At 55.2% G+C, this 23,348-nt stretch carries 18 protein-coding genes; 12 read left to right on the top strand and 6 right to left on the bottom strand.

From position 1 onward, the window contains the following. Window positions 1-160: 160 nt before the first annotated feature. Genes ACFFLD_RS01255 through ACFFLD_RS01270 form a run of 4 tightly spaced genes read left to right on the top strand, consistent with a single transcriptional unit; the run spans window position 161 to window position 5,856 of the window. On the top strand, window positions 161-2,095 hold the full coding sequence (locus tag ACFFLD_RS01255) for an extracellular solute-binding protein (protein ID WP_386040728.1): 1,935 nt from the start codon (window positions 161-163) through the stop codon (window positions 2,093-2,095). A gap of 35 nt (window positions 2,096-2,130) precedes the next feature. Continuing rightward, window positions 2,131-3,204: a microcin C ABC transporter permease YejB gene (locus tag ACFFLD_RS01260; RefSeq protein ID WP_386040730.1), complete on the top strand. Its 1,074-nt coding sequence runs from the start codon at window positions 2,131-2,133 to the stop codon at window positions 3,202-3,204. Beyond that, on the top strand, window positions 3,204-4,283 hold the full coding sequence (locus ACFFLD_RS01265; protein ID WP_386040732.1) for an ABC transporter permease: 1,080 nt from the start codon (window positions 3,204-3,206) through the stop codon (window positions 4,281-4,283). Before ACFFLD_RS01260 ends, ACFFLD_RS01265 begins: the two co-directional genes overlap by 1 nt. Further along, window positions 4,276-5,856, top strand: coding sequence for an ABC transporter ATP-binding protein (locus tag ACFFLD_RS01270; RefSeq protein WP_386040734.1), 1,581 nt, complete (start codon window positions 4,276-4,278; stop codon window positions 5,854-5,856). The genes ACFFLD_RS01265 and ACFFLD_RS01270 overlap by 8 nt, the downstream gene beginning before the upstream one ends. A 286-nt stretch (window positions 5,857-6,142) precedes the next feature. On the opposite strand, the gene ACFFLD_RS01275 is transcribed toward ACFFLD_RS01270, so the two are convergent. Both ACFFLD_RS01275 and ACFFLD_RS01280 read right to left on the bottom strand, forming a co-directional pair. Further along, complete coding sequence (locus tag ACFFLD_RS01275; protein WP_386040879.1) at window positions 6,143-6,847, bottom strand: pseudouridine synthase; 705 nt, start codon at window positions 6,845-6,847, stop codon at window positions 6,143-6,145. Further along, window positions 6,847-7,692, bottom strand: coding sequence for an amidohydrolase (locus tag ACFFLD_RS01280; protein ID WP_386040736.1), 846 nt, complete (start codon window positions 7,690-7,692; stop codon window positions 6,847-6,849). The genes ACFFLD_RS01275 and ACFFLD_RS01280 overlap by 1 nt, the downstream gene beginning before the upstream one ends. 73 nt (window positions 7,693-7,765) lie before the next feature. On the opposite strand from ACFFLD_RS01280, the gene rarD reads away from it, so the two are divergent. After that, window positions 7,766-8,680, top strand: a complete 915-nt coding sequence (gene rarD / locus ACFFLD_RS01285; protein WP_386040738.1) for an EamA family transporter RarD — start codon at window positions 7,766-7,768, stop codon at window positions 8,678-8,680. Here rarD and ACFFLD_RS01290 read toward each other — a convergent pair. Next, window positions 8,645-10,312, bottom strand: coding sequence for a methyl-accepting chemotaxis protein (locus ACFFLD_RS01290; protein ID WP_386040740.1), 1,668 nt, complete (start codon window positions 10,310-10,312; stop codon window positions 8,645-8,647). The two genes, rarD and ACFFLD_RS01290, sit on opposite strands and share 36 nt — an antisense overlap. A gap of 253 nt (window positions 10,313-10,565) precedes the next feature. Between ACFFLD_RS01290 and ACFFLD_RS01295 the strand changes: the two genes are divergently transcribed. From ACFFLD_RS01295 to ACFFLD_RS01325, 7 genes are all read left to right on the top strand, one after another. Beyond that, window positions 10,566-12,266 (top strand): SulP family inorganic anion transporter, encoded by a 1,701-nt coding sequence (locus ACFFLD_RS01295; RefSeq protein ID WP_386040742.1) that lies wholly within the window; start codon window positions 10,566-10,568, stop codon window positions 12,264-12,266. Window positions 12,267-12,517: 251 nt separating this feature from the next. Then, window positions 12,518-13,678 carry a TAXI family TRAP transporter solute-binding subunit gene (locus ACFFLD_RS01300; RefSeq protein ID WP_386040743.1) on the top strand — a complete coding sequence of 387 codons (1,161 nt, stop codon included), beginning with the start codon at window positions 12,518-12,520 and terminating at the stop codon, window positions 13,676-13,678. Between the two features lie 48 nt (window positions 13,679-13,726). After that, on the top strand, window positions 13,727-15,733 hold the full coding sequence (locus tag ACFFLD_RS01305; RefSeq protein ID WP_386040745.1) for a TRAP transporter permease: 2,007 nt from the start codon (window positions 13,727-13,729) through the stop codon (window positions 15,731-15,733). Between the two features lie 83 nt (window positions 15,734-15,816). After that, the gene (locus ACFFLD_RS01310) at window positions 15,817-17,280 is read left to right on the top strand and encodes an enoyl-CoA hydratase/isomerase family protein (protein WP_386040747.1); all 1,464 of its coding nucleotides are present in this window, start codon (window positions 15,817-15,819) and stop codon (window positions 17,278-17,280) included. Beyond that, window positions 17,277-18,470 (top strand): acyl-CoA dehydrogenase family protein, encoded by a 1,194-nt coding sequence (locus ACFFLD_RS01315; RefSeq protein WP_386040749.1) that lies wholly within the window; start codon window positions 17,277-17,279, stop codon window positions 18,468-18,470. Before ACFFLD_RS01310 ends, ACFFLD_RS01315 begins: the two co-directional genes overlap by 4 nt. Window positions 18,471-18,480: 10 nt before the next feature. After that, window positions 18,481-19,602, top strand: coding sequence for an acyl-CoA dehydrogenase family protein (locus tag ACFFLD_RS01320; RefSeq protein WP_386040751.1), 1,122 nt, complete (start codon window positions 18,481-18,483; stop codon window positions 19,600-19,602). A 10-nt stretch (window positions 19,603-19,612) separates the two neighbouring features. After that, on the top strand, window positions 19,613-20,392 hold the full coding sequence (locus ACFFLD_RS01325; RefSeq protein WP_386040752.1) for an enoyl-CoA hydratase/isomerase family protein: 780 nt from the start codon (window positions 19,613-19,615) through the stop codon (window positions 20,390-20,392). Here ACFFLD_RS01325 and ACFFLD_RS01330 read toward each other — a convergent pair. The 3 genes from ACFFLD_RS01330 to ACFFLD_RS01340 form a co-directional block, all read right to left on the bottom strand. After that, window positions 20,374-21,333 (bottom strand): NAD(P)H-dependent flavin oxidoreductase, encoded by a 960-nt coding sequence (locus tag ACFFLD_RS01330; RefSeq protein ID WP_386040754.1) that lies wholly within the window; start codon window positions 21,331-21,333, stop codon window positions 20,374-20,376. The two genes, ACFFLD_RS01325 and ACFFLD_RS01330, sit on opposite strands and share 19 nt — an antisense overlap. Before the next feature lie 203 nt (window positions 21,334-21,536). Then, a complete protein-coding gene (locus ACFFLD_RS01335) occupies window positions 21,537-22,475 on the bottom strand; it encodes an electron transfer flavoprotein subunit alpha/FixB family protein (RefSeq protein WP_386040756.1) in 939 nt (312 codons plus the stop codon). Window positions 22,476-22,495: 20 nt separating this feature from the next. Continuing rightward, window positions 22,496-23,245, bottom strand: coding sequence for an electron transfer flavoprotein subunit beta/FixA family protein (locus ACFFLD_RS01340; protein WP_386040758.1), 750 nt, complete (start codon window positions 23,243-23,245; stop codon window positions 22,496-22,498). Window positions 23,246-23,348: the final 103 nt, after the last annotated feature.

Here is a 23,348-nt window from a genome sequence, read left to right on the forward strand (position 1 = left end):
TGCGATTGGCTCCCTGTCAGCTCATTATCGAGCTCAAATGCCTGATGGGGATCTAAACAAAGAGCTGGTCGCTTATTGAGGAAGGCTTTAAGGCTGGATTAAAAAATACGCTGTTAAGATAGGGTCGAAGAGTTGGTTTTGCTCACATAGGATGTCACCAATGGCGCGTGATTTTTTTTTGGCGAAAACGCTTTCATTACTGTTACTGATGTTCGCCAGCCTCCCGTTACTGGCGGATGAAGAAACAAGCGATATAAACGCCTCTTCACCCCCTGCCAGCACGAGTATCGTGGGTGACCTGCATACGGATGAAAATAATGGCGTGCCGGTGAAGACGGTGCACGGTCTATCGCTTTACGACACGCCAGAACTACCCGCTGACTTCCCCTACTTTCCCCATGTTAATCCTCAAGCGCCCAAGGGCGGCACTATTGCGCATACCGCCGTGGGCAGTAGTTTTGATTCAACCAACCCTTTTATTATTCGCGGCACGCCCGCCACCGGTATCTCAAATATTTACGATACCCTGATGGTCAGCAATCCTAACGAACCCTTCAGTGTCTATGGCCTGCTGGCGAAGGGAGTGCGCCTGGATCCGGACAGGCAATGGATAGAGTTCGACCTGCGCCCAGAAGCGCGCTTTCAAGACGGCGAGCCGGTGACGGCCTACGATGTGGTGTTCTCTTTCAATCTTCTTCGCGAAGAAGGTAATCCGTTTTATGGCAGCTACTATGCGGGAGTCGACGAAGCCATCGCAATTAACGAGCATCAGGTGCGTTTTACCTTAAACGATACCGAGTCCCGTGAGCTGCCGTTAATCGTCACTCAACTGCCGATACTCCCACGTCACTACTGGGAGCCCCGCGATTTTACATCCCCCACACTGGTCGCTCATCCCGGGTCTGGCCCTTACCAGATCAGCGAAGTCGACCCGGGCAGGCGGATTGTCTATCAGCGTGACGAAGACTACTGGGGTAAAGATTTACCGGTCAATGTCGGGCGTTACAATATTGATCGTATCATTTACGACTATTACCGCGATCGCGATATTGCCTGGGAAGCATTTAAAGCAGGCCTGACTGACTTTCGCGAAGATGCGCGCGCGGCCACATGGGCCATTGGCTATAATTTTCCCGCCTATGAGGAAGGCCTGGTGAAGCGACTGACGGTGCCAGATGTCAACCCATCGATGATGCAGGCGTTTGTGTTTAACCTGCGCAAAGAGAAATTTCAGGATCCGCGGGTGCGAGAAGCATTGAGTCTTACCTTCGATTTCCCCTGGCTCAATACCAATATTTTTTACAATACCTATCGGCGGACCAACAGCTATTTCCAGAATTCAGAAATGGAGGCCATCGGCCTGCCCTCAGAAGAGGAACTGGCGTTGCTGGCGCCCTTCCGAGAAGAGTTGATTGCCTCTCACGGCTCCGATCGTCTTTTTACACAGCCGCTGCCCATTGAACAGCCCACCGACCTGCGCGAGCGTCTGCATAAAGCGCTGGAGCTACTACGCGAGGCGGGTTATCGCGTTGAGGATGGCACTCTGGTTAACCAAGAGACCGGTGAACCACTACAGCTTGAAGTACTGCTGTACGATTCAGGGCTTGAGCGGGTAGTCCAGCCGATGCTGCGCAATATGGCCCGCTTGGGCATCCAAACCTCGCTACGCATCGTTGATATCAATCAATATTTAAACCGGCAGCGCAATTACGACTATGACATAGTGGTTAGCCATTTCCCGCAGTCGAATAACCCGGGCAATGAACAGCGTGATTTTTGGACCAGTGCCGCCGCTGAGGCACCGCAAAGCCGCAACCGAATGTCGCTGGCGCACCCCGCAGTGGACGCCCTTGTGGAAGCGATCATTAGTGCCGAAAGCCGTGAGGAGCTAGATACTGCCACGCGCGCCTTGGATCGAGTGCTGCGCTGGGGCTTTTATGCCATTCCCCATTACCACTCAGGAGAAAAACGCATCGCGATTTGGGATAAATTTGGCTATCCCGACCCGTTCCCTGCCTACGCTATGGATTTAGATGCATGGTGGGTTGACGCCGAACGTGAAGCAGCGCTACAGCAACGACAACGCGGTCGCTGAACCTGGCTTATTCACACTGATTGATGGAGTGCGCTGTGGCACGCTATACCCTACGCCGTCTTCTACTGATGATTCCGACGCTGTTCGGCATCATGTTGCTTAATTTCATCATTGTACAGGCGGCGCCAGGCGGCCCCATCGATCAAATGTTGGCCCGCTTTGAGGGGGCTGACGCCATGGCCAGCACGCGTCTGGACATGGGCGGCGCCGATCTTCAGGTCAACGATGACTCCCGAGGGGCTCGAGGCATCGATCCCCGCTATATCGAGCAACTCGAGCAACAATTTGGTTTTGATAAACCGGCCCATGAGCGGTTTTTAGGCATGATGGCCGATTATCTGAGTCTAGATTTCGGCACCAGCTTTTTTCGAGATCGCCCGGTCACCGAACTGATCATTGAGCGTTTACCGGTGTCTATTTCATTAGGTCTATGGGCCACACTGATCGTCTACTTAATTTCCATTCCTTTAGGCATACAAAAAGCACTGCGTCATGGTTCTAGGTTTGACGTATGGTCATCAGGGCTGGTGATTGTCGGCTATGCCATCCCAGGCTTTCTGTTTGCCATTATGCTCATTGTGGTCTTTGCAGGCGGGACGTATTGGGATTTATTTCCCTTACGTGGTTTAACGTCTCCAGACTTTGCTCAGCTCTCCGCCTGGGGAAAGGTAAAAGACTACTTCTGGCATATCACTCTTCCAGTTATTGCCACGGCCATCGGCAGCTTTGCGACACTCACCATGTTGACCAAAAACAGCTTTCTCGATGAAATTCATAAGCAGTATGTGATCACTGCACGCGCAAAGGGAGCTGACGAACGACGTGTACTCTATGGGCATGTATTTCGTAACGCCATGCTGATTATCATTGCCGGGCTGCCTGCTGCCATGATCGGTATTTTCTTTACCGGTGCGCTCCTCATTGAAGTTATCTTCTCGCTGGATGGCTTAGGACTGCTGGGCTTTGAAGCAGTCATGCAGCGTGATTATCCGGTTATTTTCGGTACATTATTTGTCTATACCGTGGTCGGCTTACTGCTCAAATTAATTTCCGATTTGACCTACGTGTGGGTAGACCCGCGTATCGACTTTTCGACGCGGGAGTCATGATGATGGCCTCTTTCTTACCTCCGCTATCGCCCATTACCCAGCGCCGTTTGGCGGCCTTCAAGGCTAACCGTCGAGCTCATATATCACTCTGGCTGTTTGCCATACTGTTTGTCATGAGTCTGTTTGCCGAACTGATTGCCAACGATAAACCCGTCATTTTGAAGTACGAAGGCGAATGGTATCTGCCGATGCTGGTAGATTATCCAGAAACTGAATTTGGTGGCTTTCTGCCCACTCGAACGGACTATCTGGCCCCCTTTGTTCAGCAGCAAATCAACGACCATGGCTGGGCGCTATGGCCACTGATTCCCTTCTCGTATCAAACGCTGGATATGAACATGAGTCGGCCTTCGCCGGCGCCGCCGGATAGCCGCCATTGGCTGGGAACCGATGACCAGGGGCGAGATGTTCTGGCGCGCGTTATTTACGGTTTTCGCCTCTCGGTGGCCTTTGCGCTGGTTCTCACCACCGGATCGTTAGTGATAGGCGTCGTGGTTGGCGGAATTCAGGGATATTTTGGAGGCAAAATTGATTTGATTGGCCAGCGTTTCACCGAAATATGGTCGGGGTTGCCCGTACTGTTCCTGCTGATCATCTTGGCCAGTTTCGTCCAGCCAGGTTTTTGGTGGCTGCTCGGCATTATGCTGCTGTTTTCGTGGCTGGGACTCGTGGATATCGTACGCGCAGAGTTCCTGCGCGCGCGTAACTTGGAGTATGTACGTGCTGCAAAAGCCATGGGTCTACCGTCGCGCTTGATCATGTGGCGCCATGTGCTGCCCAACGCCATGGTCGCTACGCTGACGTTTATTCCCTTTTTGTTTACCGGCGCCATTGGCACCCTAACCGCGCTGGATTTTCTCGGTTTCGGCTTACCGCCCGGTGCTCCCTCGCTCGGCGAGCTGGCGGCGCAGGGCAAAAACAACCTGCATGCCCCCTGGCTTGGCATCACGGCCTTCATGACACTGGCCATCATGCTTTCGCTACTGGTATTTATCGGCGAGGGTCTGCGCGACGCCTTTGACCCCCGTCATGTTCAGCAACGCCGTGTCGCCACTGCCCAGGAGACCCACCATGCCTGATCCTCTCCTGCGGATTGAAAATCTCAACATCAGTTTTGACGAAAGCCCGGTTGTTAACTCTCTGTCACTGACACTTAACGCGGGTGAAACCCTGGCCATTGTCGGTGAATCCGGGTCAGGTAAATCAGTCTCGGCTCTTGGTATGGCCAATTTACTGCCCAGTAATACGCTTATTCAAGGTGAGCGTTGGCTGGAGGATACCAACCTTGCCAACTTGACCGAGACTCAATGGAATGCCGTGCGTGGTAATCGTATCGGGTTTGTCTTTCAAGAACCCATGACCTCGCTTAATCCACTTCATCGTGTCGGTAAGCAAATTGGGGAAACCTTGCGTTTACACCAAGGACTACGCGGCCAAGCCGCCCGTCAACGCAGTAAAACGCTGCTTGAACAGGTCAAGCTGCCACGCCCTGACGAGTTACTTGATGCCTGGCCTCATCAGCTGTCCGGCGGCCAGCGCCAGCGGGTAATGATTGCCATGGCGATTGCCAACAACCCAGCGTTGCTGATTGCCGATGAACCCACCACCGCTCTGGATGTGACGGTTCAGCAGGACATACTCGCATTGTTACGTGAGCTACGTGATCACCATGGCATGGGGATGCTATTTATAAGCCATGACCTGAATCTTGTCCGCCGCTACGCGGATCGTGTTTGCGTCATGTACCAGGGTCAGATACAGGAAATAGGTCCTGTTGAGCAGGTCTTTCAGCACCCACAAAGTGACTATACCAAAGCGCTGCTAGCCGCCGAGCCCGAAGGCAGACCGCAAGCAATTACTCCTGCACCTGCGCTGTTAACCGCTAAACAGGTAAGTATCAGCTTCAAGCGCCCTAGCCCCGGCCTGTTCAAGCGCCAACCGCCTCCTTTTGTGGCGGTACAACCCGTTGATTTTGAGATAGCCCCCGGGGAGACTCTCGGCATCGTGGGTGAATCCGGGTCGGGTAAGACCACCCTGGCGTCGGCAGTGATGCGGCTAGTGTCTAGTCAAGGTGAGATCACCTTGGGCAATGATCAGCTCAGTAGCCTCAGCGGCGATGCTTTACGTCGCCAACGTCACCGCCTACAGATGGTGTTTCAAGACCCCTATGGCGCGCTCTCTCCACGTATGCCGGTATTCGACATTATCAGCGAGGGGCTACGTTTTCACTATCCCCATCTCAGCACTGAGGAGGTGACCCGCCGGGTCAATCAAACTCTCCACGAGGTGGGACTACCCGAAAGCTGTGCCTCCCGCTATCCACACGAATTTTCAGGCGGTCAACGCCAGCGTATTGCAGTAGCAAGAGCGATTATTTTAGAACCGGAACTCCTGGTGCTCGATGAACCTACCTCGGCCTTGGATCGTACCGTTCAAAAACAACTGGTAACGCTGCTGCGCGACCTTCAGGCGCGTCGCCAGCTGAGCTATTTGTTTATTAGCCATGATTTAGCTGTTATACGCGCCATGGCGCACCGCATCATGGTGCTCAAGGATGGAGAAGTGGTCGAACAAGGCCCCTGCCTTGAGGTGCTTTCATCGCCTCAACACAGTTACACCCAGGGTTTGATCGCGGCAGCCCATCTGAGCTAGCTTCCTGCGTCTGCTAACGGCCAGGTCAATAGACATGGCCGTTAATCGTTGACTCGCCTACATAACCACATCAACCCGGCTGCTCTGTCCTGCCTATTTCACTTACATCGCCCTCACTGTCCTGTTTTCTTTCTGCCGGTTGCTCATCACTTGCTCCTATCTCCATTAATTTGCAAAGCAAGATAACGGTATAAAATACTCCCTATTAGACAATAATAGATCCTGTTAGACACAAAAATGCCGCCTCCTGATCAGGAAGGCGGCAGCTGCAACGCTTCAATCAGACTTAGAAGCGGGCAATCTCATCGGCGGTTAACTCACGCCACTCACCGGGGGCCAGGTTTTCATCCAAGCTTAAATCACCGATGGCACTTCGGTGCAGGGAGTTCACATGGTTGCCAAGCGCAGCAAACATTCGTTTGACCTGATGGTAACGGCCTTCGCTGATGGTCAGCTCAGCCTGAGTAGGCGACAGCAATCTGAGCGTCGCCGGTTGGGTAAGCGTTTCTTCACCGTCGAGCATCAACCCCTCGGCTACCTGGGCCATCGCCCACTCGACCGTGGCCCCTTCCATGGGCTCTGCAAGCTCGGCGAGATAGACTTTAGCGCAGCGATGGCGTGGCGACGTCACCCGATGCGACCACTGCCCATCGTCGGCTAACAACAGCAGTCCCGTTGTGTCGACATCCAAGCGCCCTACTGGCTGTAAACGATCAACCTTGGGTAGATCAATCAGATCGATGGCCCGAGGATAGAGTCCACGGCGAGCATTACATTCAACATCTACTGGCTTATGAAGCATGATGTAACGCAAGCCGACTAGCGCCAGCCGCTCACCGTTGAGCACCACGACGTCATTGTCTGTATCAATTTGGGTAGCCGACTGTTTAATCGGCTCACCGTTAAGCGTTACTTCACCGTTTTTAAGTGCCCGCTTGGCTAAGCTGCGGGTTAAAGGCGTTGTTTCACTCAAAAAACGATCAAGTCGCATCATTGACCCACTCCAGGCAGTAGCTCAAAACGGTCGGCATCTTGCCAGGCAGGGAATTTTTCACGAAAAGCATCAAGGGTAGTTTTATCCAGCGTGCCCGTTTCAATAAACGGGGTATGGGCAGGTTGATCAATGAGAGGTTCACCTTTGAAGTCCACCAACAGGGAGTCGCCGCTATAGGCGAGTCCTTTGGCATCCTCTCCAACGCGGTTGACACCAATCACATAGCTTAGGTTTTCGACCGCTCTGGCTTGAAGCAGCGTACGCCATGGATGACGACGCGGTGCTGGCCAATTGGCAATACACAGCAGAGCATCATACTCGAAATGCTCCCCTTCTGCTGGCTGCTGGCGCATCCACACCGGAAAGCGCAGGTCGTAGCAAACACTCAAGAGTATTTTAAAACCGTTCAGCTCGACGATTTTGCGCTCATTGCCCATGCCGTAGCGCTCATGTTCGCCGGCCATACGAAACAGATGACGCTTGTCGTAATGGTCTATCTGGCCGTCGGGCATGGCCCAAATCAACCGGTTAAAAAAATGACCGTCTGCTTTAATGGCCACACTCCCGGTCATCACGCAATCGCGAGCTTTTGCTTGCGCCCGTAACCAGGCAACGCTTTGGCTGTCCTCCATTGGCTGAGCCATTTCACGGGAGTTCATGGTAAAGCCGGTGGCAAACATTTCGGGCAATACAATAAGGTCTGTGTCACGACTATTCAGATCACCGAGTAGATGCTCCAGATGCTCATGATTAGCCGCAGGATCCTCCCAACGCAGATCGCATTGGACAAGGCTGGTTCTAAGTTGACCGGCGCTAGCTTCGCTATCGTGTGGTTTACTCATTTAACATCTCCATTCCACCAGTGTTATGGGCATGTTTATGCTAGATTAGCATTTTTAAATTAATGAGGCTGCTATGCTTCCTACTCCAACACGCGATCCCGAAGCAGTCAAAGGGGTAATGTTCGGGCTTGCTGCCTACACCATGTGGGGCTGTTTTCCGTTATTTTTTGCCCTGTTTGATGGCGTGCCGGCATTTGAAATTTTGATTCATCGCATCCTCTGGGCATGCTTGTTTCTAGTAGGACTGATCACCTTATTACAGCGCTGGTCTCCTGTGGTAGCCGCACTCAGTGAACCTAAGCGTCTTGGTCGCGTATTGGCATGCGCAATATTGATAGGGTTTAACTGGGGGCTCTATATCTATGCGGTTGAGTCCAAACAGGTATTGCAGGCAAGTCTAGGCTACTTTTTAACGCCCTTGGTCAACGTTGCCTTGGGCATGCTGGTATTGCGGGAAGTGATGGCAAGGCTTCAGCTGGTAGCTCTTGGTTTAGCCAGTATCGCCATTGTGACGCAGTTTGTAATGCTGGGCGAGCTGCCCTGGATTAGCTTGTTATTAGCATTCAGCTTCGGCAGCTACGGGCTGTTTCGCAAACAGGTTCCTCTGGATGGTTTATCAGGTCTATTTGTTGAGACTCTGATGCTTTTCCCCCTCGCCTTGGTGGCCATAACCTGGTTAAGCTGGAACGGTAGCTCACACTTTTTACAAGACACCTTCCATACGAGCCTGCTAGTTGCCAGCGGCGCGCTAACCGCGCTGCCGCTGATGGCGTTTGCAGGTGCGGCCCGCCGACTGCGCTTGGCAACCTTGGGATTTTTAATGTACATCAATCCCACTATTCAATTTCTAATTGCCTTAACCGTATTCGGCGAACCGTTGGGCGCCATTCAATTAGCGACCTTTGTGCTGATCTGGATTGGGCTCGCGCTCTACTCGTGGTCGGCGTGGCAATCACGCCCGCGCTATGCGGCGGCTAGTCAAGGCTAATGGCGCTGGCAAGGCTGACTCAGCGGCATTTTCAGACGTCGCCGCTGGGGCTTCATTGCGTTCAGGCTGGTAGCCAACCCGGAAGCCGCCCCAATGCTTACCCAGTACGTAAACCGGTACAGAAAGATCATGCATGATCTCGCCGGTATCGCGCTTGTACGTTTGTAGCAACAACGGCTTTTCATGGGCACCGCAGCGGCTACCCGTCGGGTCATCAAAAATACGTTTGCTGCGGCAAAATTTTAAATCATGCTGATAGTCGCCCGTTGGCGCCAGGCTTACCGCGTTGTTATGAGTGGGCACATACCCTTTTCGATCACAGGCAATGGCATAGCTTAAACCGTACTGACTGAGAAGAGGCTCTTGCAAGCTTGGTAAATGCCTATCGGTAAAGGAATCAAACTCCGTTTTGTACAACGGGGGTTGGGTTCCAGGTATCTTTTCATAGTGAGCGTCGAAAAGTGCCGATTGCGGAATTTCACCGCTGGCAATCGCTTTTTCCAACAGCTTGCCTAATGCATCCGCCGTGGCACGCGCGGCAATAAACACCTGCTGGTGGCGACCTTCAAGATGCTGCTGAGCAAGTTCCGCGTCGACCCCTTCAGCGGCATCCATTAATGCACGCGCCTGTTCGGCCAAATCGTGCATATTACGATTACCCTCATCCACGTCCGTCTGCAGCTGGTTAAGACTGTCTGCCACGGTTTGGCTGTGTTGGCGGGTATTTTCCATCGCATCAGCCACTCGGGTAATTTCGCTTTGTACCTGGTCGAACTCACCTGTCATGGTCCCCAGGCTGTTACCGACAACCTGCAGCCCCTTAGCGCGCTCACTAACGCGCGTCATTAAATGCCCCATTGTGGTCACTACCGACTGACCACTTTCATGCATATCCTTAACTAACTCATCGACATTCTGGGTCGCGGTGGACGTCTTCAACGCTAAGTTACGTACTTCCCCCGCTACCACGGCAAACCCTCGGCCATGCTCACCAGCGCGCGCGGCCTCAATGGAGGCATTGAGCGACAGTAAATGTGTCTGTTCGGCGATATCTTCAATCATCGACGTGACGTTACGCACCCGCTCAATTTTATTGTTTAGCTCGGTCAGCATCTCCAACGCTTGATGTGAACGCACGGAGACATCACTCATGTCCTGAATAATATCATCCAGTTCGGCATGGTTATGGTGACTGGCATCTCGGGCGCTCTCGGCTAGCGCTGCCACTTGGCTGGCGCTGGCACTGACCTGCATAATGGCCGCATTAATGGCTGTCATGCTGGTCGAGGCTTCGCGAGTCATCGTTTCTTGCTGGGTAAGTCGCTGATCCATAAGATCGGCGTAGTGCGATACTTCCGCTGAAGCAATGGCGGTACTGCTGGCACGGTTCATCAAGCGATAGGCCATGGCCCGCAGTGAGCGGTAATCACGCAGCGGTTTCAAACCACGTTGACGCTGCTCTAGGCGTCGTTGATCAGCACGGTAGATACCCTCCAGCGCGTTGAGCAACACGCCTGCGCCCCCCAAGGCGGCACTAAACAGTGCTACAAACCGCCATATACCCCCTTGATCGACAATACCGACAGATAGAACCAACAACATAATCGGAACCAGCAATAGCATTACGCGCATGAGCTGCACTCTTTATTGTTTATTGAGTTAATGTTTTTTGAGCATCTAAGACGTGAGACAAGAAACACTAATTTCCCTTTACGCCTAAGCTTAACGGGTTACGCTTGCGAATGAAGTAGCACTTTGGGGGAATAAAAAGGTATTAATCATTTCGGCATTCTTACCTCTGCGTAGAAGCGATCAATATAAGCGCTGAAACGAGATGAAATATCCCTTACCCTCTGTCTATTGCTTCACACGACATCTGGAATCCATGCTAAAGCGATACTTGCCAATTCTGACGTGGTTACCCCACTACCACAAACGTCTGCTCGGTGCTGATCTGCTGGCTGGCTTGATCGTCACCGTGATGGTCATTCCTCAGTCATTGGCTTACGCGCTGCTGGCAGGCCTGCCCGCGGTAGTAGGCCTTTATGCCAGTATTCTCCCGCAGTTAATTTATACTCTGTTTGGCACCAGCAAGACGCTGGCGGTCGGGCCGGTGGCCATTATTGCGCTGATGACCGGGGCGGCGCTATCGTCGGTGGCTGCCAGCGGAACAGAGACCTATTTACAGGCAGCCCTAATATTGTCCCTGCTGTCGGGGGCCATGCTAGTGATTATGGGCCTGCTAAAAATGGGCTTTTTTAGCAATTTCCTTAGCCACCCTGTTATTTCCGGCTTTTTAACAGCCTCGGGTATCTTGATTGCAGCAAGCCAGCTGGGCAGTTTGCTAGGTGTGCAAAGCAGTGGGTTCACGCTGGTCGAGCGTCTCATGACGTTAGTACCCAATCTCGATGCCTGGCATATGCCTACCTTTTTGATCGGCAGCGGCACCTTATTGTTCTTAATTGTCATGCGTCGTTACGGCAAAGCTACCCTACATAAGATGGGGTTGCCGCTTCCCTTAGCGGACCTGATCGCCAAAGCAGGCCCTGTTTTCGCTGTCGTCATTACTACCTTAACCACCTGGCACTGGCAGTTGGCTTATACCGGCGTGGACGTGGTGGGCCAGATCCCCAGCGGCTTACCCTCTTTCAGCTTTCCATGGGCAGACTACTCCTTATGGCGGTCGTTGGTGATCCCCGCCCTGTTGATCTCACTAGTCGGCTTTGTGGAATCAGTCTCCATGGGCCAAATGTTGGCAGCAAAACGGCGCCAGCGAATTTCGCCCAATCAAGAATTAGTTGGCCTGGGAGCCAGCAACCTAGCTGCCGGTTTTTCAAGTGGCATGCCGGTCACAGGTGGTTTATCCCGTACGGTTATAAACTATGATGCCGGTGCTCAAACCCCCGCTGCTGGGGCATTTGCGGCACTGGGCATTGCCCTGGTAACGATGTCGTTTACCGGCTGGCTCTACTACCTGCCTATCGCCACCCTGGCCGCGACCATTACCGTGTCGATATTGACACTCGTTGATATTGCGATGCTTCGCCGAACATGGCGCTACTCAAGAAGCGACTTTGCCGCGATGGCGGTGACCATTCTGCTGACATTAGTTGAAGGGGTCGAAGCAGGCATTATCAGTGGCGTCACCCTTTCTATTGCGCTTTATTTATATCGTACGAGCCGCCCACACAGCGCGTTAGTCGGTCGTGTTCCCGGTACCGAACACTTTAGAAACACGACGCGCCACGATGTCGAAACGGTTAATAAAGTGGCTCTGCTGCGTATTGATGAGAGTCTCTATTTTGCTAATGCCCGCTATTTGGAAGATACCGTCTATAACTTGGTGGCAAGCCACCCCGAGCTAGAACACGTCGTGTTGATCTGTTCAGCGGTTAATCTTATTGACGCATCGGCATTAGAGAGTCTGGAAGCGATCAATGCTCGCTTAAAAGACTCCGATGTAAAAATGCATTTGTCTGAAGTGAAAGGTCCCGTCATGGACCGGCTCAAAAAAAGCGACTTTTTGGATTCCCTGACGGGACGCGTCTTTCTCAGCACCTACGCTGCCTGGCGGGAATTTTCCTAGCCCTTTATTTTCCAAGCTCTCTTTTCCAACCCATCTTTTCCAACCTATTGAAAACCAGGCACTCGCCTGGTTTTTTTTATGATAATTAGCGGCTATTCAAGTCGCCTTGTCAGATCAGCGTTGACACTCCCCCCTGCTCTTACCTACTATCACTCGACCACCAAGCAGAACCAGATACCGCACAGCAAAACAAAAAGTAAAGAAACGTAACTAAAATCACAGTGCAACAACCACAATAAAGAGGCATTTCAATGCGTCCACTAGCTCAACGCCTACTCATTGCCGCACTTCCCCTTTCACTGTTGGGTGCAGCTGTCAGTCATGCAAGCGATGTCGACTTGCCCAACACAATGGCCTGGACGGCCTACGGCACCAACTCGAGTGGCTACGCCCAGGCCGTGGCTATCGGCAACATGTTGCAGAACAAATACGATTCGTCAGTGCGAATTTTGCCGGGGGATAACGATGTTTCCCGCATGACACCGCTGAGACAGGGCCGCGTTGACTTGTGCGCCTGTGGCATTGCCAGTTACTACGGTGCTGAAGGGGTCATGATGTTCGCGGACCGCGACTGGGGCCCTCAGCCCCTTCGCGTGATTACCACCTCCACCGCCTCGTTTGGCCTCGCGCTGGCAGTGGCCGGTGATTTGGACGTCAAGACTCCCGCCGACCTGGCCGGTAAGCGGATCGCCTATATTCGAGGAGACGATGCCTTGAACAAGGGCACCGAAGCCTACCTGGCCTTTGGAGGTTTAACCTGGGATGACGTTGAACGCGTTGACTACCCAGGCTACGCGCGCTCTTTTGACGGCATTATTGCCGGCGATGTGGATGCCTCGTTCACCACTACCGTCACGCCGCCTGCCCAGCAGCTTGCCAGTAGCCCGCGGGGTATCAGCTGGCCGGTGCTGGACCCCGACGATGAAGCAGGCTGGGAGCGCATGGCAGCAGTGGCGCCTTACTTCCGCCCTCACGAAGTCACTGCGGGGGCAGGCGGCATTAGCGCTGACAACCCGGTGCCCAGCGCCAGTTATCCGTACCCCATCGTGGTAGCTAACCAGGACCTTGAAGATAACGTTGCCTATGGCCTGATCAAAGCGATGCAGGAAAACTTTGACGACTACAAGGACAACGCACCCGGTGCCGCGGGCTATGCCTTTGAGCAACAGGACCTTCAATGGGTAGTGCCGTTTCACGATGCGGTAGTGGAGTACTACAAGGAAGTCGGGGTATGGACCGAGGAGATGCAAGCGCACCAGGATGAACTCGTGGAGCGCCAGAACGTGCTGTTATCAGCGTGGGATAGCTTTATGCAAGACGCCCCCGATGATGATGAAGCCTTCACCTTCCAGTGGATGGAAGCCCGGGCCAGTGCGTTAAGCGACGCTGGCTTCGAGCCGATCTTCAAGTAATACCCCACGGGCGGCGTCAGCCGCCCCTGCTGAGTGACGGAACGCCCTATGACCACCGAGACCACCCCTGCCAATAGAGAGCAGGCTAAAGAAAAGATCAGCCAGGTTCGCGAGCTCCCCGCCGCCCTTCGCTGGATACCCGCCACGGTCACCGTCATCTTGATGCTGATGACGCTGGATTACCTGTTCAATACAGGCTTGCTGACCTTCGTCACCGGGCTGGAAACGCAGTTTTATTACGCGGTAGTGGCACTATTACTACCACTGGTTTTTCTGCTTTGGCCGCTGCGTAGCCGCCAACAAGAGCAGTCCATTCCCTGGTATGACTATATTCTGAGCGCCATCACGCTGATTGTTGGCGGTTACTTTGTTTATAACGCAGTCCCTATTCTGGAGCGTGGTTGGGCGTTTGACGCCCCCCAGTTAGCTATCTATGCAAGCTACGCTTACTGGCTGCTCATTATAGAAGCGGCTCGGCGCGCTGGCGGTTTGCCAATCGCCATTATCGCGGGGCTATTCTCTCTTTATCCGCTGGTGGCTGACATCGTTCCGGGCCCCATCCAGGCGTTCCCCTCGACCCTGGAACAAACCGCCATGTACCACACCATGAGCACCGAAAGCATCATGGGAGTTCCGCTGCAGGCATTCGCGGGCCTGGTCATCGGCTTTCTGGTGTTTGGCGTGGTGCTTCAAAAAAGTGGTGGCGGCAAGTTTTTCATTAACCTGGCGTTTGCCCTGCTTGGCCACGTGCGTGGAGGCCCGGCCAAAGTCTCCATTTTCTCCAGTGGGCTGATGGGCTCCATGAGCGGTAGCGTCATCAGTAACGTGCTGACCACCGGCGTGCTGTCCATTCCGGCTATGCGTCGTATCGGCATGAGCCGGTCGTTTGCGGGTGGCGTGGAAGCCTGCGCCTCGACCGGTGGTGTACTGATGCCCCCGGTCATGGGTGCCACCGCGTTTGTAATGGCCATGTTCCTGGATATTCCCTACTCGGCCGTTGCCCTGGCGGCGGTCATTCCGTCGATTCTCTATTTCCTGGGTCTGTTTATCCAAATCGATGCGTACGCTGCTCGCAACGACATCAAGGGCTTGCCTGCCGTTGAGCTGCCTTCCATTAAGCAAACGCTCAAGGAAGGCTGGTACTTCATTTTCGTATTCGGCCTGCTGGTATGGATGCTGCTGGTGATGCAACGCGAAGCCGTCGCGCCTTTTTATGCGACTGCCCTGCTGCTGGTGCTCAACCAGCTTTCTAAACACAACCGTTGGGGCTGGAAGGATGTCACCGAGACACTGTCGTCAGCGGCCAAACTGTTTGCCGAACTCATCGCCATTCTGGCTGGCGTAGGCATGCTGGTGGGTGCGCTCTCGATGACCGGCTTGTCGGGCACCATTGCCAACGACTTTATCAATATCGCCGGTGGCAGCGTGCCGCTGCTACTGATCATGGGCGCGGTCACCAGCTTTGTCCTGGGTATCGGCATGACCGTCACGGCCGCTTATATCTTTCTGGCGGTGGCACTCGCTCCCGCGCTGATTCAAGGCGGCGGCCTGGACCCGATGGCGGTGCACATGTTCATTCTCTACTGGGGCATGCTGAGTTTCATTACCCCACCGGTGGCATTGGGCGCCTTTGCTGCTGCCACGGTTGCCGGTGCCCGTCCGATGGAAACCGGCCTGCAGGCCATGCGTCTGGGTAGTGTCATTTACTTTATCCCCTTCTTATTTGTGCTTAACCCCGCGCTGATCATGCAGGGCGAGCCGCTGATGATCGTCGCCGTCTTTATCCAGGCGGTCATCGGCATCATCTTGTTTGCCTCAGCGATGCAAGGCTATCTGATGGGAGTGGGGCGCTTAGGCTACGGCGCGCTACAGGAGCTGGTTATTCGTGCGTTGATCCTGGTCGCCGGTCTGCTACTGGCACTACCTGGGGGCGGTATGGTGCCGTTAAGCCAATGGGAATTGATTGGGTTAGCCGCCGCGGCACTGCTGCCGGGCGTGGCGCTTGCCCGTCTTAGCCAGCGCCACCATCAGCGCTCGCTGACAGCCAGCGTTTAATAGCAACCCTATATTCCACACAACGAATTCCACAAAGCGAATGCCAGACAGCGCATTTCACATAGCAATATAAGGGAGCCACTATGAGTGTTCACTACCAGCGACATGGCGAGGTTGGCGTTATTTGCATCGCCAATCCACCCGTCAACGCGTTGAGCCAAGCGGTGCGTAGCGGCTTAGTTAGCGCCCTTGAAGAGGGAGTGGCCGATCCACAGGCCAAGGCGCTGGTGGTGATGGCAGAGGGACGCACCTTTATCGCCGGGGCCGATATTCGAGAATTTGGCAAGCCATCCCAAGCACCGTTGCTACCTGATGTGATCGCCCAGTTGGAAACCTGTTCCAAGCCGCTCATCGCTTCGCTACATGGCACCGCTCTGGGCGGTGGTTTGGAGGTAGCGCTTGGCTGTCACTACCGCGTTGCACTTGCAGGCACGCGTGTGGGGCTACCGGAAGTGAAGCTGGGGCTGCTGCCCGGTGCGGGGGGCACACAACGGCTGCCTCGCTTGGTAGGCGTAGAACGCGCGCTTGAAATGATCACCAGCGGTCGTTTTGTAGACGCAGAAGAAGCGCTTGATAGCGGTGTTATCGATGCCATCAGCGCAGCAGGTACGCCTCTGGAAGCGGGATTGGAGGCGGCTCAAGCGGTACTGGCCGGTCAACGGCATGCTCGTGTCACTGGTCAGTTACCCGCACCGGAAGCAAATCCTCGGGCGGTGGTCGAGATGCGCGAACAGCTTGAAAAGACAACACCTGAGCTATTTTCGCCGTTTCGCATTGTGGAAGCCGTTGAGGCCTGCAGCATGGCGGCATCGCTTGATGAAGGCCTGCTGCGTGAACGTGAACTGTTTCTAGCCTGCATGGATTCCCCTCAGCGTGCCGGACTCATTCATCTTTTCTTTGCCGCCAGAAACCCGCATATCGTCCCTGGGGTGGAAAACGCGACACCGTTTGAGCATGTCGCTCTCGTTGGCAATCATCCCTTGTTTGAGCAGCTTCATAAAGCCGCCCAGCGCGCCAATGTTCAACTCACTCAGGCACCTGAAGACAGCACCGAGCTTTGCCTGCTTGCCTCCGACGTGGACGCCATCAGCTTACCCGCTCACGCTATCGCAGTGTCATTACAGTCGTTAACCACGGAGCCATTAACCGCAGGCGCGCCCGCCACTCCGCTTAGCCTTGTGCTCACCGAGCAAAGTCCGTTTTGTGAGCTGGTAAATCAGGATGCTAGCGCCGATACCCAGCAGCGGACAGCGCTGACGTTAAAAGCGTTGCGGGTCAACGTGGTGGTAAGCAAGTCGCGTAGTGTGCTCACCACCCTGTACCAGGCCGCCGAGCAAACGCCCAACGACACCCAACCAGCACTTGAGCAGGCGAGCCTAGCGCTTGCCCAACAAGGCGCCTGTTACCGCGAAAGCGATATCGATTTACTCGCTGTGGAAGCCCTTGGCTACCCGCGCCATTTGGGCGGGCCGCACCGCCAAGCCACGCTGTTATCGGCTCACTCAGCCCATGACGAAACGACGCCTTCCAAGGATGCGCAACCATGAACCTGACATTTAGCCCTGAAGAGCAGGCATTCCGCGAGGAAGTCCGCCGATTTTTAGCCGATGCGTTACCCAGCGATATTCGTGACAGGGTTCGCCTTGGCCGTCATCTACCCGCCGAGGACCATCTGCGTTGGCAGAACATTCTCAGCGACCAGGGGTGGCTTGCCGCGAACTGGCCCACCGAACAAGGCGGCCCTGGCTGGGGGCCGGTACAACGGCATATCTTCGATGAGGAGTGCGCAGCCGCTCACGCCCCTACCGTGGTGCCCTTTGGTGTCAACATGGTAGCGCCGGTCATTATGAAGTTCGGTAGCCGTGAACAGCAGCAGTACTATCTGCCGCGTATTCTCAGCAATCAGGATTGGTGGTGCCAAGGCTATTCCGAACCGGGCGCTGGCTCGGATTTGGCAGGTTTATCGACCCGCGCCGTGCGTGATGGCGACCACTATATCGTCAATGGTCAGAAAACATGGACCACGCTTGGCCAACACGCCAACATGATGTTTTGTCTGGTACGCACCGACCCCGCGGCTAAAAAGCAGGCAGGTATCAGTTTTCTGCTGATCGACATGCAGTCTCCCGGCATCAGCGTTCGTCCGATTTTCACCCTCGACGGCGCCCATGAGGTAAACGAGGTGTTTCTGGACAATGTACGCGTACCGGTAGACAACCGTGTAGGCGACGAGGGCCAGGGGTGGACCTGCGCCAAGTTCCTGCTGACCCACGAACGCACCGGCATTGCAGGACTCGGACACGCCAAACAAGCGCTACGTCATTTGAAAGCCCTGGCTTCTCGGGTCAAGCATCGTGGCAAGCCGCTGCTGGCGTTGGAAAGCTTTCGCCAGCGGGTGGTAAAAGCTGAGCTGGAGTTGATGGCGCTGGAAGTGACTAACCTGCGTGTCATTGCCGCTGCTCGCGATGGTGGTCTGCCCGGCGCGGAAAGCTCGTTACTCAAGGTGCGTGGCTCTGAGCTTCGCCAGGAAATCAGCGAACTGACGCGCCGCGCGTTGGGGCCCGCTGCCCTGCCGTTCTTCCCCGACTTTCTGCATGGTGATGAACCGCTGGATGACGACTACGCACTGAGTGCTGCTGCCAGTGCTCAGTATTTTAATCGTCGCAAACTGTCGATTTATGGCGGCGCCAACGAAATACAAAAAAGCATTGTCGCCAAAACCATTTTAGGTATGTAAGGAGGTCACCATGGATTTTGCACTTACCGACGAGCAACGCATGCTCGAAGAGACCCTCACCCGTTTGGTGGCCGACCAGGTTTCCCCCGAGCAGCGCCGCGCCATGCTAAAAGCCCCTTCGAACGAGGCCAGCCCGCTTTGGCACACTTTCGCGGAGTTGGGTCTGCTGCACATGCCGTTCAGCGAAGAAGTGGGCGGATTAGGCGGGGACGGCACTGATCTTATGATCATCATGCAGGCCCTGGGGCGCGGTTTGGTCCCCGAAGCCTACCTGTTTGGCCTGGTGATGCCGGGACAGCTGCTCGCCCTATGCGCCAACCAGGCGCAGCAAGAGAGCTGGCTTGCCCCGTTGCTTGAAGGCGATCACCAGCTCGCTCTGGCCTGGCAGGAGCATAGCGCCCGCTATGACGCTTTTGACATCACGACGCAAGCGAGTCAACAGGGTGACCAGTGGCAGCTCAATGGCCGTAAGGATGTGGTGATGAACCTTGAGAACGCCGCAGCGTCGCTGGTCACCGCCAAGCTGCCCAGCGGCAAGTTGGGACTATTCCTGGTACCCGCTGGCATTCAGGGGATATCGACACATACGTATCGTACTCTGGATGACCAGCCTGCCGGCGATCTGAGCTTGGATAACGTTACCCTGCCGCCGGAGCACTGCCTAAGCGATGATGTGACTGATGCCCTGGCGGAAGTACTGGCCCTTGGCCGAGCAGCGCTGTGCGCAGAGGCTATTGGCGCAATGGAGACCGCCTGCGATCAGACGCTTGAGTATTTGAAAGAGCGCAAGCAGTTTGGGCTGCCGCTGTCGACATTCCAGGCGCTGCAGCATCGTATGGTGGATATGCACCTGCATTTGGAGCAGTCACGCTCCATGGCTATTCTGGCCGCTACCAGCCTGACATTGCCGCCCCAGGAGCGTGATTACAAGATGGCCGCTGCCAAGGCCTACTGCGGCGAGTCTGCACGCTTTATTGCAGAACAAGCCATTCAGCTACACGGTGGGATGGGCATGACCGAAGAGTGTTATGTTGCTCACTACGCGAAACGCCTGGTCATGTTCGATCACTACCTGGGGGATAGCGACTTCCATCTCGAGACGGTCAGTGAACAGATAGGCACCGCCGCCTAAGGAGAAAGGCATGGACGATACCGCTAATCCCCCCGTACGCCTTGATTATACTGACGATGGTATTGCCGAGATTACCATTGCGCGCGCTAACGTGCGTAATGCGCTCGACGAGCTCACTGCCCTTGCATTGAACAAGGCACTGGCAAGCGTTGCTGACGACCACCAGGTACGCTGTGTGATTCTAAGCGGTGAAGGTAGCTCATTTTGCGCCGGTGCCGATTTGGCAGAGTTCGAGAAGGCTAACGCTCAGCCTGCCAGCGAGCGGCTGGAGACGCTGTTCCTGCCCGCGCTGCGCAGCATGATGGAAATGGAAAAGCCAGTAATTGCAGCGGTGAGCGGTGCCGCCGCAGGTATTGGCGTTTCCTATGTGCTGGCCAGTGACATGGTGGTGATGGGCCGCTCTGCTTATCTTAAACTCGCGTTTATCAATATTGGCTTGATTCCCGATGGCGGTGCCTGCTGGCACTTGGTACGCACGCTTGGTCATGCTCAAGCCTTTGAAATGGCGGCACTGGCCACCCCCATTGACGCCGAGCGCTGCGTGTCACTTGGTTTAGCCAACCGGGCAGTGGAGGATGATCAGGTGTTAGCGGAAGCTCGCGCGCTCGCGCACGCCCTGGTCGCTCAATCACCTCAAGCGTTGAGGGCCACTAAACGGGCTATGCGGCAAGCCGCTACCCTGTCACTCAACGACACTCTTCAGCTTGAGGGCAAGCTGCAGGACGACTGCAAGGACTCAGACGATTTTCAAACGCGGGTGGCCGCGTTTCGTCAAAGTCGCCGTAAGTGATCTAGCGCTTTTTGATAATCCTCGCGCAGCGTGGCCACTTCCTCAGCCACGCTGTTGCGGGTATGAACGCCGCCGACCCCCTGCCCGGCGCCCCAAATATCGCGCCACGCTTTTGCCTTGCTGCTACCACCCGAGCCATAGCGCATAGCAGTTTTATCGCTTTCTGGCAGTGCATCTGGGTCCAACCCCGCAAGCTCAATACTCTGACGCAGATAGTTACCGTGAACGCCGGTAAACAGATTGGTGTAGACAATATCCCCCGCCGTTGCCTCCAGCACCATCTGCTTGTAAGCGGCTTGTGCGTTGGCTTCCTGGGTGGCAATAAAGCGCGTGCCCATATAGACCAAATCAACGCCCAGGGCTTGGGCCGCCACAATCTGCTCGCCTTTGGTGATGGCTCCTGCCAGTACCAGGGGACCCTCATAAAACTGCCTTACCTCGGCCACAAAAGCGAAGGGATTTAACCGTCCGGCATGGCCGCCCGCCCCCTGACAGACCAAAATCAACCCGTCGACCCCGGCATCAATGGCTTTCTTGGCGTGCCTTAGCGTCGTCACATCATGAAAGACGAGGCCTCCATAGGCGTGTACCTGTTCGACCACACGGTTGGGCGCATGCAGGCTGGTAATGATCAATGGCACCTTGAACTCAGCGCATAGCGCTATATCGTGCTCGAGACGATCATTGGTGGGGTGGACAATCTGGTTCACCGCGAACGGCGCAGCGGGCTGTTGCGGGTGTCGGGCGTTATAGTCTGCCAGCGTAGTGGTAATCTTCTCAAGCCACTCTCTCAGCGCCTCGGCGGGCCTGGCATTAAGCGCTGGAAACGCGCCAATGATGCCTGCCTGACACTGGGCAATCACCAGTTCAGGACCAGAGATGATAAACATCGGAGAGCCAATTACCGGCAGCGTGGTTGAAGCAGTCAGTTGGGTTAGCATGGAAAACTCGCTAGTTATTATTGTGAACCAATACTGCAAAAGGCCCCACTGGGCCCTTCGATAAGATGTCACACTGCAGTGGCATGGTCGGAACAACCCTACGCAGGGGCGCTGTGAACCCATCCATGGGCGCTACTTTCGCCATCCATGGCGAAAGCCCCCGCTACGGGTTATTCCGACCAAGACCTGGATGCAAGAAGCTTTTACAGCTTGCTTTCAAGCTCGGGCAGCAGCTCGAACAGATCGCCCACCAGACCGTAGTCGGCCACCTGAAAGATCGGTGCCTCGTCGTCTTTGTTGATCGCGACGATCACCTTGGAATCTTTCATGCCCGCCAAGTGCTGAATCGCACCGGATATACCCACCGCAATGTACAGCTCGGGGGCGACGATCTTACCGGTCTGGCCGACCTGCATGTCGTTGGGCACGAAGCCGGCGTCGACCGCCGCACGGGAAGCGCCAATGGCAGCGCCCAGCTTGTCGGCAATGCCGTCGAACAGCTTGAAGTTCTCGCCGTTGCCCATACCACGACCACCGGAGATGACGATCTTGGCGCCACCAAGTTCCGGGCGGTCACTCTTCGCCAGCGCCTCCTTGACAAAGCTCGACTGGCTGTTTTCCACCACCACATCGACCGCTTCGATAGAAGCGCTGCCACCTTCACCGCCTCTATCAGGGCAGGCATCAAAGCCAGTGGTGCGAATGGTGATGACCTTGAGTGTATCGTCACTTTTCACCGTGGCGATGGCGTTACCGGCATAAATCGGGCGCAGGAAGGTGTCGGCACTCTCGACACCAATCACGTCGGACAGCTGGCTGACATCCTTGAGGGCGGCCAGGCGCGGCAGGACGTTTTTACCCGTGGTGGAAGCGCTCGCCAGCACGTGGCTGTAATCATCGGCCAGCTCAACCAGCAGCGCGCCCATGGGCTCGGCGAGCTGGTGGGCGTAAACGGCATTATCCGCCACGCGCACCTTGCTGACGCCATCGAGTTGGGCGGCGGCCTCGGCGGCCTCCTGGACGCCTTCACCGGCAACCAGCACGTCGATATCGCCACCGATGGCTTGGGCCGCGGCCACCACGTGGGCAGTCGTGCCCATCAATTGGCCTTCGTGTACATCCGCAAGAACCAGAATGCTCATGGAATCCACTCCTTTCAAAGCTACAGAACTTTGGCTTCGTTTTTCAGTTTGTCGATCAACTCGTCTACCGAGGCCACTTTGATACCGCCTTTACGCTCGGCGGGAGATTCCACTTTCACCAGGCTGACCCTGGACGCTACCTCGACGCCGTAATCGGCGGGGGTCTTGACGTCCAGCGGCTTTTTCTTGGCCTTCATGATGTCCGGCAGCTTGGCGTAGCGCGGTTCATTGAGGCGCAGGTCGGTGGTGACAATCGCGGGTAGGGTTAGCGAGATGGTTTGCAGACCGCCATCAATTTCCCGGGTCACATTAAGCTTGTCGCCGTCCACCGCCACTTCCGAGGCAAAGGTGCCTTGCGGCAGACCGGTCAGCGCAGCGAGCATCTGGCCGGTCTGGTTGTTGTCGGTGTCGATCGCCTGCTTGCCGAGAATGACCAGGCCGGGCTGCTCTTCATCCACAACTTTGGCCAGCAGCTTCGCGGCGGCCAGCGACTCAACTCGCTCGTCGGTTTCAATATGAATGGCGCGATCCGCCCCCAGCGCCAGCGCGGTGCGCAGCTGCTCTTGAGCGGCTTTGGGCCCTACCGTCACGGCGACGACTTCGGTGGCGGTGCCCTTCTCCTTGAGGCGAACTGCTTCTTCCACGGCGATTTCGCAGAAAGGGTTCATGGCCATTTTGACGTTGGTCAGATCGACGTCAGAGTGATCCGCTTTAACGCGAATCTTGACGTTGTAATCTATGACGCGTTTTACCGCGACGAGTACTTTCATAAGGCGTGCTCCAACAATTGAAGGAATAGCGCTACTATTTCGCATAGCAAAACAATATTTTACTTTATACTAATAACAATAAAAAAACGCCTGTCAAAGGTCA

Source organism: Vreelandella sulfidaeris, from assembly GCF_042429665.1.
Classification (GTDB): Bacteria; Pseudomonadota; Gammaproteobacteria; order Pseudomonadales; family Halomonadaceae; genus Vreelandella.